Source organism: Stenotrophomonas sp. NY11291 (assembly GCF_023277365.1).
GTDB lineage: Bacteria > Pseudomonadota > Gammaproteobacteria > Xanthomonadales > Xanthomonadaceae > Stenotrophomonas > Stenotrophomonas geniculata.
On sequence record NZ_CP096975.1, the window covers coordinates 2,341,221 to 2,358,300 of the forward strand.

Sequence of the window (17,080 nt, forward strand, 5' to 3'; positions counted from 1 at the left end):
CTGCATCCAATTGCTGCCCCTGCGCGTACAGAGGACAGACCTTCACCCGCCCGCTGCGAACCCAGATGTACCCTGACGCCGCCAGCACACTCCTCAACTTCGATAGCGCACGCACCGTGTCCAGTTCCCAGCAGCCGAGCAGCGAGCCGACGAACTGGGCCGGTGACATGGACGGCGTGGCGCGCCTGCGCGACCGCGACTGTTTCATGCGGATCTACGACTACTTCATGCCGCGATTGTGCGTGTACCTGCGCGGCCTGGGTGCACCGGATGCGGTTGCCGAGGAACTGGCGCAGGAATGCCTGCTGCGCCTGTGGCTGCGAGCGGCCGACTACGATGCGGCCCAGGGCGCGCTGAGTACGTGGCTGTACCGGATTTCGCGGAACCTGCATATCGATCGCATCCGTCGCGAGCGAAGCTGGATGCAGGTGCAGTCAGCGGTGGAGGATGCTGCCACACTTGACGTGATCGAGCGCAGCAGCGCCGAGCAGTTCGCAGACCAGGCACGGCTGCGCCAGCGCATCAACGAGTTGCCCGCGGTGCAGGCGCGGCTGGTGCGGATGTCCTATTTCGAGGCCAAGAGCCACAGCGAGATCTCAGAGGCGCTGGGCATGCCGCTGGGGACGGTCAAATCACACCTGCGCCGTGCGTTTCTGCAACTACAGGCCAAAGTGGGAGGTGCGTCGTGAACCCGCATCACCACTTGCACGAATCCACCCTGATGAGCTATGCCGCCGGCGCGCTGCCGGCGCCATTGAGCATCGTGGCCGGTGCTCATCTGGAGCAGTGCCCGCATTGCCGTCACCGCCTGCGCGACGCAGAGGCGATCGGCTCGGTGCTGCTGGAGCAGACCCAGCCACCCGCAGCCGACACGCGACGCGAACAGCTGCGTGAGGCGATGCTGATGCAACTGGCCGCGGAAGCGCCGATGGCCATGGCTGGGGTCGCACGCCCCGTGCCGAAGGAGCGGCCCGAGGCCGATCCGGACCATCTTCCTGCTTCGCTTCACCCGTATTTCGGTGCGTCGCTCAGTGGCCTGCGCTGGCGCTGGATGGCGCCGGGTGTGCACTGCATCCGTGCAGAGCAGATGCCTTCGCTGATAATGCTGAAGATCGCCCCGGGCAAGTGCCTGCCGATGCACAGCCACGGCCGCAGCGAGCTGACCCAGATCCTGCGGGGCTCGTACAACGATGCGCTGGGGCTGTTCGCGCCCGGCGACGTGGCGGATCTGGATGAAGACGTGGAGCATCAGCCGGTGACTGCGCCCGGGGTTCCCTGCATCTGCGTGTCCGCGTTGGATGCACCGTTGGTGTTCAGTGGCTGGCTGGCGCGGAAGATCCAGCGTTTCGTGAAACTCTAGCGGGGGCGACGATGGCCGGGACGGGCGCATTACGGATTCTGTTGACCGGTGCCGCAGGCCTGGTCGGGCAGGGTGTGGCGTTGGCTTGCCAACGCTCACCACATGTGTCCGGCCTGACAGCGCTGGTCCGCCACCCGGGAAGTCTGAGCGGTGCCGGCAGCGAACTGATCGTTCCGGACTTCCTGCGTATCCAGGGGCGGTTGGAAGAACTGGCCGGGTTCGATGCCTGCTTCTATTGCGCCGGCGCACCACCGGTCGGCACCACTGAGGCCGAATACCGGCGCGTGACCTTGGACACGACATTGGCGGTGGCCCGTGCCTGGGCGGCTGCGAATCCCGAAGGGTTTTTTTTGTATGTATCCGGTGCCGGTGCGGACCCTCGGAGCCGGCTGATGCCGTTGAGGATCAAGGGCGAGACCGAGGTCGCATTGCAGGCCCAGCCGGTGCGTACCGTGATGCTGCGCCCGGGCGGCGTGCGGCCGGTATCGGGAACCGGCACGCGCCACGCGGTGCTCAAGCCCTTGTACTGGGGTGGCGCGCCGTTGATGAAACTGGCTGGCGCACTCGTCCCTTCACTGGTCACCAGCAATCTGGCGGTGGGCCAGGCGATGATCGCACTGGCCGGAAGAGAGCATCCGCCTGCGACGGTGGAGTGCGCGGACATCAACCGGATCGCGGCAGGCATGCGTGATCCGGCCGCGTGAGCTCAGTGCGCGGCAGCGTCCAGCGCGGTGCGTACCGCCTGCGCAAGGTCACTGCGGGTAAACGGCTTCGGCAGCAGCGCTGGGAACCGCCCCTGACTGCCCACCGCTTCGTGGTCGCGTGGATAGCCCGATGTGAAAAGCACGGCAATTTCTGGCCAGCGCTCGCGGACCTCGCGGACCAGCTCCCAGCCCGACATGCCGGGCATCACCACGTCGGAGAACAGCAGGTCGACCCTGGTGTCCGGCCGCTCCAGCAACCGCAGTGCGGATGGTCCGTCATGCGCTTCCAGTACGCGGTAGCCCAGCAGGCGCAGTGAATCAACCGTGTGCGCGCGCACATCGTCGTTGTCCTCGGCCACCAGGACGGTTTCCTCGCGCGGCGCGTAACCGGCCAGGCCAGCCTGCGGCGCACGTGCTTCGCAGGGCAGGGCCAGCGGTGAGCGCGGGAACATCATGGTGATACTGGTGCCGCCGCCTTCCACCGAATCGATCAGCACGTGGCCGCCGGACTGCTTGACGAAGCCATGCACCATCGACAGACCAAGCCCGGTGCCGCGGCCGACCTGCTTGGTAGTGAAGAACGGTTCGAACACGCGCGCCAGGGTAGCCGCGTCCATGCCGTGGCCGTTGTCGCGCACCCGCAGCATCACGTACTCGCCCGGCGTTGCATCCGGGAACAGGGCGGCGTAATCGTGGTCGAGGTGGCTGTTGTCGACCTCGATCACCAGCCGGCCGCCATGTGGCATCGCATCGCGGGCATTGACCGCCAGGTTCAGTACGGAGGCCTCCAGCTGGCTGACGTCGATCTCCACGCACCAGATGTCCTGGGCGCTGCGGATCTCCAGCTGCACCAGCTCGCCCAGCGCACGCTGCAGCATGTCGTGCATGTCCAGCAGGCGCTCGTTGAGGTTGGCGGCCTGGCTGTGCAGCGGCTGGCGTCGGGCAAAGGCCAGCAGGCGCTGGGTCAGGCTGGCGGCACGGCCCACGCCCTTCAGCGCATTGTCCAGCGCACGGCTGACCATCGCACCGGGTTCGCCTGCGCGCTCGTTGAGCAGCATGGCGTGCTCAACGTTGCCGGAAATGACCGTAAGGATGTTGTTGAAATCATGCGCGATGCCGCCGGTGAGCTGGCCGACCGCCTCGATCTTCTGTGACTGGCGCAGCGCATGTTCAGCCTGCAGCCGCGCGGTGGTTTCCACCGCCTCGGAAACCACGGCTGTGACCACGCCTTCGGTATCCAGCAGCGGACGGAACGAGAAATCGAAGCTGCGCCGGCCGGTCGGGAGCTCCAGCTCCAGTGCATGCAACGAACTCCGGCCCTGTACGGCTGCGGCGACGGCCCGGTCGATCAGCGCGCCGATGCCATCGGTTGTGCCGAACCAGATCGATTCGCCAAAGCGCTGGCCAATGACGTCCCCCTTGTCTGCCAGCACCGCGGCCAGTGACGCGTCATTGGCATCAACCACGCGTCCGGACAGATCCAGCAGCACCTGATGCTGGAAGCTGGATTCGAAGATCGCCTGCAGGCGCCGCTTGCTGGCCCTCAGTTCGGTGGTGCGCGCCTGCACCTGTCGTTCGAGTACCTGGTTGTCCTCGCGCAGCGCCAGTTCGGCCTTCTTCAACAGTGAAACATCGCTGCCCATGCAGATGTAGCCGACCACGCTGCCATCGGCGGCTTGCTCAGGCACGCAGTCCATCTGCACGAACCGTGATTCGCCGCTGCGGTGGATCAGTTCGACCTGGAAGCTGGTGCGTTCGCCCCGCAATACCCGCTCCAGGCTGGGCAGGGCGTGCTCGAAGGCAGAAGTCCCGCTGACATCCCGTGCCGCGCGACCCAACAGTTCTGCAAGGCTGAATCCGTGCCAGTCCAGGAACGCCTTGTTGGCAAACCGGTAGCGATGGTCCTTGTCCAACTGGGCGATCAGCGCCGGGACGGCATCGGTTACCTGCTGCAGCTGGGCCTGGCTTTCGTTCAGCGCGGCCTGCGCATTGGCCAGCTGGGTACGCTCGTGCGCCTCCTGGCGGGCGCGGCGGATCGCATCGGGCAAGCGTTGCAGGCGTTGCTTCACCACGTAGTCGCGCGCACCGCGCGTGAGTGCCTGTACCGCCAGTTCCTCGGTCAGCGTGCCGGAAACAAAGATGAAAGGCGTCTGCGGCACGCGTTCGCGTGCCAGGGCAAGTGCTGCGTCACCATCGAAGCCTGGCAGGACATGATCGGCGAGGATCACGTCAAACGCACGGTTGTCGATGGCCTCGATGAACGCATTGCGGGTCCACAGGCGCTCGGCCTCGAAGTCGAGGCCGGCGCGCTGCAACTGTGCGCTGATCAGCTCCGCATCAAGCGCGCTGTCCTCCAGCATGAGGATGCGCAGGCGCTCGCTGCGGCGCGATCCATCACGCATTGTGCTGCCCCGAGCCGTTGGGCCGATGCGGCGGCGGCTGGTTGGTGATGCCCCAGAACATGCCCAGCCCCTGGATGGCGTCGAAGAACTCCTTGAAGTCGACCGGCTTGACCACGAATGCGTTGACGCCCAGTTCGTAACTGCGAACCAGGTCCTGCTCTTCACGCGAAGAGGTCAGCATCACCACCGGCGTGCTGCTCAGATCCGGGTCGCTACGCACCTGTTCCAGCACCTCCAGGCCGTTGACCTTGGGCAGCTTCAGGTCCAGCAGCACCACCACCGGGCCGCCGTGCATGGCGCCGGCAAACTTGCCTTCGCAGCGCAGGTAGTCCAGCGCTTCGGCGCCGTCGCGTACATGGATGACATCGTTCAGCAACTGGCAGCGCGACAATGCGGCCAGAGTCAGCTCTGCATCCTTGGGGCTGTCCTCAACCAGGAGGATCGGCCGCAGGTCCCTCATGGGTGATCTCCTGTGGAACGGGGTAGGGTGAAGTGAATGGTGGCGCCCTTGCCGGGCTCGCCCTCGGCCCAGGTACGGCCGCCATGGCGGCTGATGATGCGGCGTACATTGGCCAGGCCGATGCCCGTGCCTTCGAACTCTTCGACGTGATGCAGGCGTTGGAACACGCCGAACAGCTTGTCCACGTAGCGCATGTCGAAGCCGCAGCCGTTGTCGCGCACGAAGAAGTGGTCTTCGTCGTCGCTGCGTTCGTGACCGACCTCGATAACAGCCTGGTCGCGCTCGCGGGTGAACTTGATCGCGTTGGCCAGCAGGTTCTGCCAGACCAGGCGCAGCATCGTCGGATCGGCTTCGACCTCCGGCAGCGGTGCGAGCGTCCACTGCACGTCGCGGCCGGCGTAGTCCAGGGCCAGGCTCCGGCGCACATCCTCGGCCAGCGCGGTCATGTCCATCCGCACACGCCCCAGCGTGGAGCGCCCCATCTGCGAGAAGCTGAGCAGGTCATCCACCAGTGTTCCGGCGGACTTGGCCGATTCCACGATCGTGTCCAGGAAGCGGCGCTCGGTATCGTTCAGGCGCTCGCCCGCCGAGCTGCCCAGCAGTTCGGAATAACCGACAATGTGACGGAACGGAGCGCGCAGGTCGTGGCTGACCGAGTAGGAGAAGGCTTCCAGTTCCTTGTTGCTGCGGAGCAGCTGCTCGTTCAGTTCGGCCATTTCCTCGGCCTTGCGCAACACGATATCGACGATGGCCGTGCGCATCTCGTGTGCCGCGTCGCAGTCAGCATCGCTCCACGGCAGGCTGCGCTGCTGCACGGTCTCCTTCCAGGCCTCGAACGAGTTGCGCGGAGACAGCGCCACGCCCGGTGCTGCTTCCTTGCGGGGATCGCCACCCCAGCGCACGGTGCGCACCACTTCCGGCCGGAACCACATCAGGTAACTGTCATGCAACTGCGAAATGGACACCGCCAGCACGCCGCTGGCTACGTCGGCCAGGTGCGCGGCAGGTGACCAGTCGGCTGCCAGGTGATCGGTGCAGTAGGTTTCCTGGCCGGCCTGCTGCGTGGCCAGCCAATTCGCCAGGGCCAGCACGTCGCTGGCAGAAGGGCACTGGCCGACACGCAGGCAATCGCCCTTGTGCACGATCACCGCGCCGGCCGCGCCAGTCAGCGACAGCAGGCTGGCCTCGTCGTCGCGCAGTGCGGCCATGAAGTCCTCATCACCGGCCATGCGTGCCAGCAGCTTGACCAGCACAGAACGCCGGGCCACGCGCTCTTCGATCGCACGCGCACGCTCCTTCAACGCAATCTGCAGCGACAGGATCTGGCCCATGAACTCGCAGGCAGTACGCACGTGGTACGGCAGGCGGCGCGGCTGCACGGTGTGACAGGACACCAGGCCCCACAGCCGGCCTTCATGCACCAACGATACCGACATCGACGCACCAGTTCCCATGTTGCGCATGTAGTGCAGGTGTACGGGCGAGACGCTGCGCAGCACGGCCAGGCTCAGGTCGGTGGGCGGCGCGTCGCGATGGTCCTCGGCCCGCATCAGCGGGGCAGGGGTGTAGTTGTTGTCCGCAATCAGGCGGACCCGGTTGCGCCGATATAGTTCGCGGGCCTGCGCGGGAATGTCCGACTCAGGGAAGCGCAGGTCCAGGTAGGACGGCAACAGGCCGTTGCCATCCTCAGCCACCACGATGCCGTTCCAGCCGGCATCGAACTGATAGACCAGGGTGCGGTCAAAGCCGGTGAGCCGCCGCATGTGCGCGGCCGCAAGCCTGCACAGGTCTTCCACGGTCGCCGCCGATTCAATGCCGGTCATCAGCTCGCGGATGGCCGGATACAGTTCTTCCAGTGAGCCCGGTTGGCCGGGAACCGGTGCTTCCAGTTCGACCAGCAGATCGTTGGCGGAACGGTGCACCAGCAACTGATGCCGGCCGAGGCCATCCAGATGCACGGCACCGACATGGGCACTGCTGCCGATCACGGCCTGCTGGAACAGGCCCTGGAACGGCGCCAGCACGCCGCCAAACACCTCGCTGACATGCTGCGTCAACGGTTCGCCGAACTGCTGCAGCAGGCCGGGATGGCTGATGGCGCGCTCGCGCACCTGCAGGGACTGCGGTTCAACGACCAGAAGCACACCGTAGGGCTGGATCGCGCCGGGGGTGTGGATCGGTTCGCGCGCGCAACTGGACAAGGCAGTGTCGTGCGCGGACTCAGCAGAAGGCATCAAGGGCGGGACTCATCATTTGTGGATGGCTGGAAAGGCCCAGTGGTACATCCGGTACCCCTCAATGGTGAAGCAAAATCATGCATTCGCCTACCAGTGTATGCGTGTGAAGCGTGCTTCTGTCCAAGCTGAATTCTTCATGTGGGGACGAGGTCGAGCACTTGCAGTTTTCGCGAAGAATACATCTCCGCTGCACATCAGCTCGACAGGTCATTGCCTAGAGTGGATCCACTTCCCTGAGCGACCGCCCCGTGAACCTGCAGCCCGCGCCCCTGTCCCCGTACCGCATGCTGGCTGACAGCTGCCAGTTTGAACTGCTGGATGTGGATGCGCTGCAGGATCCGGCCAGTGGCCGGCTGCTGCACCTGTATTCGCTGGTTGCCCGCTGCCTGTCCTGCGAGACGATCTTCAAGGCCGAAGAAGGGCAGGGCCTGGTCAGCCATACTGCGGCACGGGTGGTGCGGTGCCCCACCGGCTGCGGCCAGCAGGCATTCAAGCCGGCCCTGCTGCGGACCTGGCGCCCGCAGGCCATTGCCCAGGCGTGAGCGGCAGGCGACCTTGTCATAGCAGTCCGGGATTGGCTCGCCATACCGCAAAGTTGAGCGCCGAGGCGAACGAAATCCAGACCAGGTAAGGAAGCAACAGCACCCCCGCAATCGGGCGGGTGCGCGCGAACGTGACGATCGTCGCGCACACCAGCACAATCAATACAAGAATGTCGGCGAAGGCAAGCGCGCCCAGCCTCCAGCCGAAGAAGAGCCAGCTCCACAGTGCGTTGACGGCCAGCTGCACCAGATAGAGCACCAGCGCGGGTCGTGCCCCACGCCAGCCACGTTCGCGCCAGGCCAGCCACGCGGCAATCGCCATCATGGCGTAAAGCAGCGTCCACACCGGGCCAAAGACGCTGGCCGGTGGCGCCCACCCGGGGAGGGCAAGGGTGGCGTAGAAGGTGGCCGCCGATGTGGATGCCCACGCGCCCAGGGCGGCCGCCGCGAAGGTGATCGTCACCCATCCCAGAAGACCGGAAATCTGTGAACTCCGCTTCATACCGTACAGCTCCCTGATGCGCATGCTCCCGTATACGCACAGAGGCCGCGAATGGATGCAGGCTGCGGGCCTTCTCAGTCTGAAGAGCCGGCGGTGCTCGTGCCCTGGCTTGCCGGCAGCAGGGAAGGCTGTTGATCAAACCACTCACGTGCCTTGGACAGATGCCATTGGCGCCGGTCACCGTCCAGCTCGATGCCCGCACCCAGCAGTCCCCAGCGCAGGTAGAGATCGCCGCGTTTGCGCTGTTCCAGAAGATCCAGCCGCGCGCGTACCGACAGGCGATCATTCTCGGCCTGCAGTCCATCGATGACCAGATGGCCGGGGCGCCAGCGCAGCGTCGCCTGTGCCTGCACCTGACCGGAATCGAGGAGGGACAGCGTCCAGCGTGGGTAGTCGGTGCGCTCTGCGAACAGCGCGAGCAACGGACGGGCATCGCTGAGATCCAGATCCGTGGTGGCATCCACCTGGAATGGCGACTGCGCATCGATACGGCCACGTTTGAAGGCCGCGCGGCCTTTCCAGGCGGTTGCGCGCTCCGTACCCGCCACCTGCACGTTGCGTAGCTCGACCGTGGTGCCGGACAGATCAAAGTGGCGCTGGTTGAAGTCGCCACGGCGCAGCGTTGCGTTCACGTCGACGTCGCCGCCCATGTCCAGCCCCGCCACCTTGGCACTGGCGTTGCGCCCCAACAGCCGGGCCGTGCCATGGCCAACGCGGCCATCGGTATCGAGGGTGGCATCACCGCTGAGTGAGCCGGTGCCGCGCAGCAGGCGCACCTGTTTTGAACCGAGATAACGGTTGTAGGCCGACAGATCTGGAATGGTGGCTTCGCTGAAGCTCAGGTGCGCGCGCACGCCCTTGCGCAGCTCCTGCAGGCGACCGTCGCCGGTCAGATCCAGCGCCAGATCACGACCATCGAACAGCCGAACGTCCTTGGCATCGGTGGGACGCGCGGTGAAGCGGGGCAGGCGGACGGCAAGCAGGGCCAGATTTGGAGCGCCTGACTTCAGTTCCCCGTGCGCGCTGGCGGCACCGGCAAGCCGGACGCCGGCGACCTCGGCAACTGCTTCGGCAGAGGGAATGTCCACCGTGCTGCCTTCGCTCAGCTCGCCGTTGCGCAGCCGCAGGTCGGCCTTCAGTGTGCCGCCGCCGTCCAGTTGCAGCCACGGCTTGCGGACGAACAGGGCAGGGATCCAGTTGAGTGAGGTGAACGTCCATTCGCCGCGCACCGTGCCGGAACTGCGCTCCAACAACTGAGCGAGGTCCTGGAAGGGGATATCACGGCCGGTGATGTGCAGGTCCGCGTCCACTTCGCTGCCTGAGCCGGGCTTTGGCGGCAGGCGGGCCTGCAGGCGCAGGTCGTTGGCCACGTTGAGCTGCAGGGCCAGCACGCCGCGATCGGGGGCGCCGTCACCGAGATAGAGCGGCACCTGCCACAGCGCGTGGTCCTTGGGCTGCAGTTGGCCGTCGATCAGGTGCAGCGCCAGCTGCAGGCGGCCGGGCACGGGCGCGCTGGAGATCTTCGGCTTTGTGACATCCGTATCCATGCGCAGTCCCTGGCTGCGTGCATCAACGTCCAGCTGGGCATGCAGGATCTTCAGTTTGGCGAGGCCCGGCGCCTGGTCCCGGTAATGACGCGGATAGCTGAAGCGTGCGGCAAGGTTCATGTCATCCAGCACCTGCACGCCATCGAAGCTGGTGTCCGCACCCTTGAACGTGACGGCTGAATCGAGCAGTTCCGAGGGGCCACCGCGCAGCTGCTTGATGAAGCCGACCGTGCCCTGGCCCTTGCCGATGATCAGCAGCTTGCCGAAACGGGCGCTGCGGATGCTGTCGCTGTGGATGGCATCGAAACGCAGCGTCCAGCCCTGGTCGCTGCGCGGGGGCGGCGGAATGGCCTCGTCAACGCGGCTGATCTCGGCCGATACGCCCGTGGCCTGCAGGCGCGGAACCCGTACTTCGCGCTGGAACAGAGGCAGGACTGCCAGCCTGGCGCTTGCCCGGTCGGCATGCAGCACGTAGACGGTGTGGTTGACGTGGCCGCGCATGTGCACGTTCCAGGCGATCACGTGGCCGGGAAGCAATGTGATGGCCGGGCCTGTGGTCATCACGAACTTGTGCGGTTTGCGGTTGGTGACCTGGTCGAACAAGGGCGTGTTGAGGAAGATGTTGCCGGCCAGGAGGTACAGCGCGTAGAGGCCCAGCAGGATATAGATGGCAATGCGCCATCGCCGTGACAGGTAAAGCGCGGGCGCAGGAGGAGGGGACATGTACCACTCGAACAACGAGGACCCCCGCACTATTGCGAAGTGAGCGGCGGCAACGTGTGAAGCCGGTGCGCTGCGCAGGTTCGTTGTGATGTGCCACGCTAAATCAATTGCAATCCATCGGGATGGGGTTGGGTTTCATACAATCCTTCCGGGACCTGCTCAACATCCAAGGAAGACACTGTGAGACAACGCGTCATCGTATGCCCGCTGATCCAGAACCAGGGCGCCTATCTGCTGTGCCGTATGCCGTTGGATCGTGGTGCATTTCCAAGCCAATGGGCGCTGTCCGGTGGCGGGCTGGAGCCAGACGAACGCATCGAGGATGGCCTGCGCCGGGAAATCCGTGAAGAGCTGGGGCCCGCGTTGCGGATCGGCGCCATTCAACCGTGGACCTTCCGCGACGACATCCGCACCAAGCTCTATCCGGACGGTTCCAGTGAGCAGATTCACATGATCTACCTGATCTTCGACTGCGAAGCACTGAACCGTGACGTTACGATCAACGAAGAGTTTGATGCCCATGCCTGGGTAGAGCCGAAGGATCTGGGTGCGTACGACGTCAATGCGGCGACCCGGATCACGCTTCTGGCGAAGGGGCTGCTTTCGAACTAGTGCAGGAAGAGGTGCCAGGTCGAGATAGAGGGCCTGCGCCAGCGGACTGCCACAGGCCATTAACGTGACGCATCACACCGGGCGGAAATCACGTTCCTGTCAGGGCAAGTGGCCGGCCGATACAATTGGAGGCGGGAGAACGATGAAGGTCCTGCTTTGGGCGCCTACAGCTTTATTTGCCTTGCTGTCATTGAGAGCGTTGGCTTTCGTGGCCTATCAAGGACTGAATGGAGCCGCCTTTAAAGAGGAAGAAATCATTGTCGCGGGGGTCGGCTTGGTTTGCGGCTGGATTGCCTGGGTCATGCACAAGACCCTGATTGGACGATGGAGGAAGCCGTAGCTGCCAGGCCGCGAGGGGCACGCTGGGGAGGCTGGCTTCTTGGCTTGGCATAGCAAGGCCGGTGATTGAGGTGAGCGGTACGCCAGCGTCCTCGGGGATGCTTTGAACATAATATACATTATGCGAAATGGCGTATCGCATTTGCCGCGTGTGGTTTTCAGAAGAAGTCGTCCATCCTCGCAGTAGTTAAATGTCCATACGTCTGCGTACCCATCCATGCTGGCTCTCTCTCTCTCTCTTGAGTTGCCTCCAATCCTGCTGACTGCCACAACGGAAACGCCCAAGATCCCACAGCTGTCCGCCCGTATTTCCCCACAAGGACGCCCGCGATTTCCAGATCTCCCCCAAAGATGCCCTTGATTCCTGGATCCGCACCTAAGACGCCCTCGATTTCTGGCTCCACATCCAGCTCGCCCTTGAGTTCCCAACTGCGCACCTGATCGGTCAGAGCTTGTCGCCTGCACTTCCCAGTTCCGCCAGTCGCGACATTGGTCGCAAGAACAATTAGACGAGATCTCGGGCCTGAACGTGCGAACAGTTCAGCGGGTTGAGCAGGACTACAACACCGCGACTTCCCTGGGTGACGCGCCACGCCCCGCTCCACCTGCTCAAGCGCGTCGCTCGCCCCCTGACCAAGCTTTGACCTTAACTGGGCGTCGGTGACTCCCTCCCGTTCTGGTCGGCATCTGGGCCTTGTAGCGGCTCAAGCGCTGAGCTATAACGCCTTAGCCAGTCGCTATAAAGCGCCGGTGTTGTGCCCGCATAGCCAATAGGCTCCGGGTGCCCGAGGTCCACCCAATGGGGGCACGGGAATCCTTCGATTCCGGAGCCATCCATGACCGCCAAACGCCGCAGATCCCTTCGCACTTCTGCCTTCTACGCCCAATCGGGCCGTTGCTTCTATTGCGGCCTGCCGATGTGGCTCACTGCACCCTCAGAGCTCGGGCTGAAGGCCAGTAAGGCCCGAGCCTTTCAATGCACCGCCGAGCACCTGGTGGCCCAACAGGACGGGGGCAGAGACGTGTCCGGGAACGTGGTGGCCGCGCATAGCCGGTGCAACCAGGGCAGGCACCAGCGGAAGGGACCAGCCCCTTCCGCTGAAGCGTTCCGGGCGCTGGTTCAGACGCGGCTGGCAATGGGGAGATGGTGGTCCCGACTGCCATCAGGGATTGCACGTGCTTCCGTATGGCCAATTGAATTGAATCTTTGCAAGGAATCGGCAGCTGCTTGCCTGATTCGCTAGTCCACACTAGTGGCGCCCGGTTGCGGTGCTAGAACGGCGAGTCTGCTGCGAAATGGTCGCGCATTGGGCCTAACAAGGTCTGCGACCCTGTCAACACGTCCGAGAATTCCACCTGTCGCCACCTTCTCGTTCCAATATCGTTCCATCCACTCGGCTTTATCCAGGATCTTACCCGGAGCGCCTAGCAGCCTCTTGGCGATGAAATGCCGGATGAGAGCGGCCTGGCTATCGAGAATCACGACGCCCGCCCTTGGATTAGAGTCATAAGCGCTGTACGAGATCAGATAGTGGACATAGTGGCGGTCTGGCTCTTCGTCATCCCACGTCAACAGGTTGCTTAACCCCGCAGCGCGAGCATCCGATCGCACCTCTTCGCTCACGAGCACCATGGGATTGCGTGCTTCCTTACATTCCATGCGATAGGCGTCCAGCATCGCCGGTCCGAAGATCATCTGAGAATCATGATGAATGCTTCCAACTGTGAGCCCTCCACGTATCAATATATCAACCACTAGCAGGTTCTCGGCCAACATTCTGATGCAGCTCAGGATGTCGGCAAGGCCAGCAGGAGAGCGGCTGCTTGATATGACGATGCAGTCGCTGAAGTAAGTGAACAAAAGTCCTGTTGCTGGGTTGCAGCACGCTGTGTTCTTTAGTCTGTCGATGGCCTCTGCTATTTCATCAAGCTTGCTCATGTCGGCTGCCGACTCTTGGACAAGTGTGGAGAACCCGAGCATGTCGATGAAGGCGACGTACTTATCTTGGTAGAGCATGAAGAACTCCTTAGATGGTCGTGCCCATGGTGCCGAGGGCGGTTCCATTTGACCAGCGGGTGCGGGGCACGTCATAGGCCATGGAGCAATGTCAGCGACCTGGCTCGCGCACTAGTCTCGCAGAGGCTTGTTACGGCGCATCTTCGCATCGGATAGAAGCGAGCGAACGAGAGAGTTGAAGTCCATCCTGGCCCTAAAAGTTTCCTTCACCCTTGGTTAAACGAATGTCCGCTTTCGGTCAGAAGCGGACCAAAGTAGCCGGTGCTCTTCGCAGCCCGTACGCGACTTGGAGTCATATCATCAATCTGTATCAGGGCTCAGACCTAAGTGCCTGATGGTCCAATTCAGCGACACTATCCAGCTTCGGCGTCATCGCACACTTCGGGATACAGCCAGCGCGATCCGCTTATGGAACCAAACCGCACTGTGCCTTACTCTTAAGGAACATTGCCAACGGCAACCTTCGGCAATTGAATTTAGAGAATCCGGGCGGTTCATCCCGCGCGGCCCGTTAATGTCTACAGCTGTGGAGTTGTGAATGGCAGAAGATCAAGGTGGTGAAGAGGTAATTAGGGAGATAGGGAAGGCGCTAGCCCTTGCGTCTGAGCTTGATCCACAAATTGTTAGATCGCTTCGCTCCGCGATTGTTCAGGCGATGTCTGATTACGAGGACGACACGAATGCACAAGCTGCAGCCGCACTTGCGGCGGTTCTCGATTTTAGACCTGTGACGACCCAAGACGCCCTCTCGCAAACCTTGGGTGAGATCGGGAAGCTGGTCCAAGGTCTCACCGGACTGGAGGACGTTCATTACACTGTTGAGACACCAGAAGGTCGCCGAGTTCGCTCAATCCGGTCACATCTACCAACTGTATCACCCCAGCGTTTGACGGATCACGAGCAGGCAGATCTTGAGGCCTATATCGCTCGATATCTGCCACCGGACGACCCTCGCGAGGAACACGCGCCACGAGGACCGCGACTGTGACGATCAGTAAGTTAGCAATCCTCAACGCTGTGAAAGCAGCCATTTCGCGTGCTAAGGCGAGCGGGTCTCCCTACGCGCAAGGAAAGGCTTACGAACTTCGGGTGCTGCTTAGGCTTCTGCGAATCATCGATAGTGCGGGCTACAAGCTCACGTGTACCCCCAAGATGGCAGGCGTCCTGACGTTTGGAGGATCTCCATGCAAAGCAAACCATCCGGATCACGATTACATCAGTGGATCTACGTCTACTGAGAAGCTCGAGATTAGGATTTCAGTGCAGGTCACCACACTAAGCCATAGCTGGAAAGGCACGACGGTGGTCAAAGCGGCTGACCGTCACGAGATTGACGTCGGTGTATATCGTCCGATTAAGACCCGTCGCTATCCCGCATTTACGGAGTTACTTCTTGGGGTCTCGTGCAAGACTGGCGGCTGGAACAAGGCGTACGTCCGCGAGGCGCTAGGTATGCGTAGGGAGCTAGGATTCCTCACATCACCTAGGACGAGCTTGACGAGCTCAGCTCCGTGGTTCATCGCAACAGTTCCCTGCGATCCTCCGGTTCCCTTTGCCTTGTACGCGACCAACGCTGGGTCCGCCGTGTATGCGTCGTTGGCAGCTTTGGGGCTCTACGTCGAGCACTACAAGGGGTAGCGGAAACAGGCTTTGGAGTACGGATCAACTCAGGTGTGTCGAGAACGATGCCCGCTTTGGGTCGAAGGCGGATGCCATCACCGGGCCGGTCGCCGCCCAATGTCCGCTTCCGGCCAGAAGCGGACATCCACCCTGCCCTCGATAAACATCCCAAATCCACGGACGACCTTGGTCTGCTTTGGCCTTCTGCCTTAGGGCCAGACCTGAACTTCGATTTCAGCCCCTAGCGTATTTGACTCCCGCGACCTAGATCTCTCCTAGATCCTTGAGCAGGGCTTGCCCCTTCTGCAGAAACCCAACTAGCAGTCGACCTCCTGCTACTTTCCGGCCCAATTGCCCATTGAGGTAGCTGACCTGGAGACGCGCATGGGCCAGCAGATCCACCTGGGCCATGCTAGGGGTCGCGGCCTGGAGCGGTTCGCCCGGCGACGCCATCTGCCCCCCGATCGGCTGGACAACGCAAGGGCGCCGGCTGTCACTCTTCGCATACGCCGTGGCCATCATCCGGCCGTTCTTCAACGACCATCCACCAAGCACCAACTCGGTCCCGAGTTGCTCGATCGGCAATCCCGCTTCGCTAACCGCTTTCTCAAAGTTCGGCCAGAGTTGGTCCACCACCAGCCCTAGCTCGGCAGATAGCTGTTCTATTGTGAAATCTGCGCGGAAGCTGGCCTGCAGTGCAAGCTCGTAGATGCGGAGGAAGGGGGAACCGCAGAATTCGGAAAAAATCGTACGCTAAGCTAACGGTGTTCTCGTGACAGCTCTTTGACTAGGCTTTCTAAGGGGTCGTCTCAGAAAACGGAAAATAAAGCACGCTAAGGCATAGCCGAACCTGCCAAGCTTGCTCCACCCTGTAGTGACGCGATCAGCGGGCAGGAAACGTTCCCCCTTCGCGCATGGCAGGCGCGCACCAACTCAGACAGCACGGCCTCCATGCGCGCCAGGTCAGCCATTTTCTCGCGCACGTCCTTGAGCTTGTGCTCGGCCAGACTGCTGGCTTCCTCGCAATGGGTGCCATCCTCCAGCCGCAGCAGCTCGGCGATCTCATCCAGGCTGAAGCCCAGCCGCTGGGCTGATTTCACGAAGCGCACCCGCGTTACATTCGCCTCGCCATAGCGGCGGATGCTGCCATAGGGCTTGTCAGGCTCCAGCAACAAGCCCTTGCGCTGATAGAAACGGATGGTCTCCACATTGACCCCGGCCGCCTTGGCGAAAACGCCAATGGTCAGGTTCTCCAAATTGTTTTCCATATCGCTTGACTCCGTACATGAGTACGGAAGTAAGGTTACGCTATCCAATTTCAATTCGAAAGGACAAGCGCATGTCTGAACCAAAAACCGGGCGCGGCGCGCTCTTCACTGGAGGGCTTGCCGCCATCCTCGCCTCGGCTTGCTGCCTCGGGCCGTTGGTTCTGATCGCCTTGGGGTTCAGCGGCGCTTGGATCGGCAACTTGGCGGTGTTGGAACCCTATCGCCCCATCTTTATCGGCGTGGCGCTGGTGGCGTTGTTCTTCGCCTGGCGGCGCATCTACCGGCAGGCAGCGGCCTGCAAACCGGGTGAGGTCTGCGCGATTCCCCAAGTGCGAGCTACTTACAAGCTCATTTTCTGGATCGTGGCCGCGCTGGTTCTGGTCGCGCTCGGATTTCCCTACGTCATGCCATTTTTCTACTGATCGGAGTTCACCATGAAGAAACTGTTTGCCTCCCTCGCCCTCGCCGCCGTTGTTGCCCCCGTCTGGGCCGCCACCCAGACCGTCACGCTGTCCGTACCGGGCATGACCTGCTCCGCCTGCCCGATCACTGTCAAGAAGGCGATTTCCAAGGTCGAAGGCGTCAGCAAAGTTGACGTGACTTTCGAGACACGCCAAGCGGTCGTCACCTTCGACGATGCCAAGACCAGCGTGCAGAAGCTGACCAAGGCAACCGCAGACGCGGGCTATCCGTCCAGCGTCAAGCAGTGAGTCACTGAAAACGGCACCGCAGCACAACGGACGTCAT

The 17,080-nt window shown here is 62.7% G+C and carries 16 protein-coding genes and 1 pseudogene; 10 read left to right on the top strand and 7 right to left on the bottom strand.

The genetic code is table 11. The annotated features are described in order from the left end of the window. The first annotated feature begins 65 nt into the window (after nucleotides 1-65). From M1L61_RS10975 to M1L61_RS10985, 3 genes are read left to right on the top strand one after another with little or no spacing between them, the layout of a single operon-like run. Nucleotides 66-689, top strand: coding sequence for a sigma-70 family RNA polymerase sigma factor (locus M1L61_RS10975; protein WP_248854733.1), 624 nt, complete (start codon nucleotides 66-68; stop codon nucleotides 687-689). Further along, the gene (locus M1L61_RS10980; protein WP_019337473.1) at nucleotides 686-1,360 is read left to right on the top strand and encodes a ChrR family anti-sigma-E factor; all 675 of its coding nucleotides are present in this window, start codon (nucleotides 686-688) and stop codon (nucleotides 1,358-1,360) included. The genes M1L61_RS10975 and M1L61_RS10980 overlap by 4 nt, the downstream gene beginning before the upstream one ends. 11 nt (nucleotides 1,361-1,371) lie before the next feature. Further along, nucleotides 1,372-2,064 (top strand): oxidoreductase, encoded by a 693-nt coding sequence (locus M1L61_RS10985; RefSeq protein WP_049481247.1) that lies wholly within the window; start codon nucleotides 1,372-1,374, stop codon nucleotides 2,062-2,064. Nucleotides 2,065-2,066: 2 nt separating this feature from the next. Here the strand turns inward: M1L61_RS10985 and M1L61_RS10990 are convergent, their stop codons facing one another. From M1L61_RS10990 to M1L61_RS11000, 3 genes are read right to left on the bottom strand one after another with little or no spacing between them, the layout of a single operon-like run. Further along, nucleotides 2,067-4,466, bottom strand: a complete 2,400-nt coding sequence (locus M1L61_RS10990; protein ID WP_053443004.1) for a hybrid sensor histidine kinase/response regulator — start codon at nucleotides 4,464-4,466, stop codon at nucleotides 2,067-2,069. Then, nucleotides 4,459-4,926, bottom strand: a complete 468-nt coding sequence (locus M1L61_RS10995; protein ID WP_010485778.1) for a response regulator — start codon at nucleotides 4,924-4,926, stop codon at nucleotides 4,459-4,461. The genes M1L61_RS10990 and M1L61_RS10995 overlap by 8 nt, the downstream gene beginning before the upstream one ends. Then, nucleotides 4,923-7,160: an ATP-binding protein gene (locus M1L61_RS11000; protein WP_312659844.1), complete on the bottom strand. Its 2,238-nt coding sequence runs from the start codon at nucleotides 7,158-7,160 to the stop codon at nucleotides 4,923-4,925. The genes M1L61_RS10995 and M1L61_RS11000 overlap by 4 nt, the downstream gene beginning before the upstream one ends. A 251-nt stretch (nucleotides 7,161-7,411) precedes the next feature. On the opposite strand from M1L61_RS11000, the gene M1L61_RS11005 reads away from it, so the two are divergent. After that, nucleotides 7,412-7,705, top strand: a complete 294-nt coding sequence (locus M1L61_RS11005; protein ID WP_049409812.1) for a hypothetical protein — start codon at nucleotides 7,412-7,414, stop codon at nucleotides 7,703-7,705. Nucleotides 7,706-7,721: 16 nt separating this feature from the next. On the opposite strand, the gene M1L61_RS11010 is transcribed toward M1L61_RS11005, so the two are convergent. Further along, complete coding sequence (locus tag M1L61_RS11010; protein ID WP_049481336.1) at nucleotides 7,722-8,207, bottom strand: TspO/MBR family protein; 486 nt, start codon at nucleotides 8,205-8,207, stop codon at nucleotides 7,722-7,724. A 74-nt stretch (nucleotides 8,208-8,281) separates the two neighbouring features. After that, nucleotides 8,282-10,477, bottom strand: a complete 2,196-nt coding sequence (locus M1L61_RS11015; RefSeq protein ID WP_248854735.1) for a hypothetical protein — start codon at nucleotides 10,475-10,477, stop codon at nucleotides 8,282-8,284. A gap of 180 nt (nucleotides 10,478-10,657) precedes the next feature. Here M1L61_RS11015 and nudI point away from each other — a divergent pair, with 180 nt between their 5' ends. From nudI to M1L61_RS23165, 4 genes and pseudogenes are all read left to right on the top strand, one after another. Beyond that, a complete protein-coding gene (gene nudI, locus M1L61_RS11020; protein WP_248854736.1) occupies nucleotides 10,658-11,089 on the top strand; it encodes a nucleoside triphosphatase NudI in 432 nt (143 codons plus the stop codon). Between the two features lie 142 nt (nucleotides 11,090-11,231). Then, complete coding sequence (locus tag M1L61_RS11025; protein WP_248854737.1) at nucleotides 11,232-11,429, top strand: hypothetical protein; 198 nt, start codon at nucleotides 11,232-11,234, stop codon at nucleotides 11,427-11,429. Between the two features lie 480 nt (nucleotides 11,430-11,909). Next, nucleotides 11,910-12,092, top strand: a pseudogene (locus tag M1L61_RS23160) (hypothetical protein); the annotation flags it as partial. Between the two features lie 253 nt (nucleotides 12,093-12,345). Then, nucleotides 12,346-12,672 carry an HNH endonuclease gene (locus M1L61_RS23165; protein WP_323162603.1) on the top strand — a complete coding sequence of 109 codons (327 nt, stop codon included), beginning with the start codon at nucleotides 12,346-12,348 and terminating at the stop codon, nucleotides 12,670-12,672. On the opposite strand, the gene M1L61_RS11030 is transcribed toward M1L61_RS23165, so the two are convergent. Next, nucleotides 12,669-13,445: a hypothetical protein gene (locus tag M1L61_RS11030; protein WP_049401587.1), complete on the bottom strand. Its 777-nt coding sequence runs from the start codon at nucleotides 13,443-13,445 to the stop codon at nucleotides 12,669-12,671. The two genes, M1L61_RS23165 and M1L61_RS11030, sit on opposite strands and share 4 nt — an antisense overlap. A 2,453-nt stretch (nucleotides 13,446-15,898) precedes the next feature. Beyond that, nucleotides 15,899-16,333, bottom strand: coding sequence for an Hg(II)-responsive transcriptional regulator (gene merR, locus M1L61_RS11035; protein ID WP_005413387.1), 435 nt, complete (start codon nucleotides 16,331-16,333; stop codon nucleotides 15,899-15,901). 71 nt (nucleotides 16,334-16,404) lie between these two features. Here merR and merT point away from each other — a divergent pair, with 71 nt between their 5' ends. Both merT and merP read left to right on the top strand, forming a co-directional pair. Beyond that, a complete protein-coding gene (gene merT / locus M1L61_RS11040; protein ID WP_003131974.1) occupies nucleotides 16,405-16,755 on the top strand; it encodes a mercuric ion transporter MerT in 351 nt (116 codons plus the stop codon). A 12-nt stretch (nucleotides 16,756-16,767) separates the two neighbouring features. Further along, on the top strand, nucleotides 16,768-17,043 hold the full coding sequence (gene merP / locus M1L61_RS11045; protein WP_003131987.1) for a mercury resistance system periplasmic binding protein MerP: 276 nt from the start codon (nucleotides 16,768-16,770) through the stop codon (nucleotides 17,041-17,043). The last annotated feature ends 37 nt before the right edge of the window (nucleotides 17,044-17,080 follow it).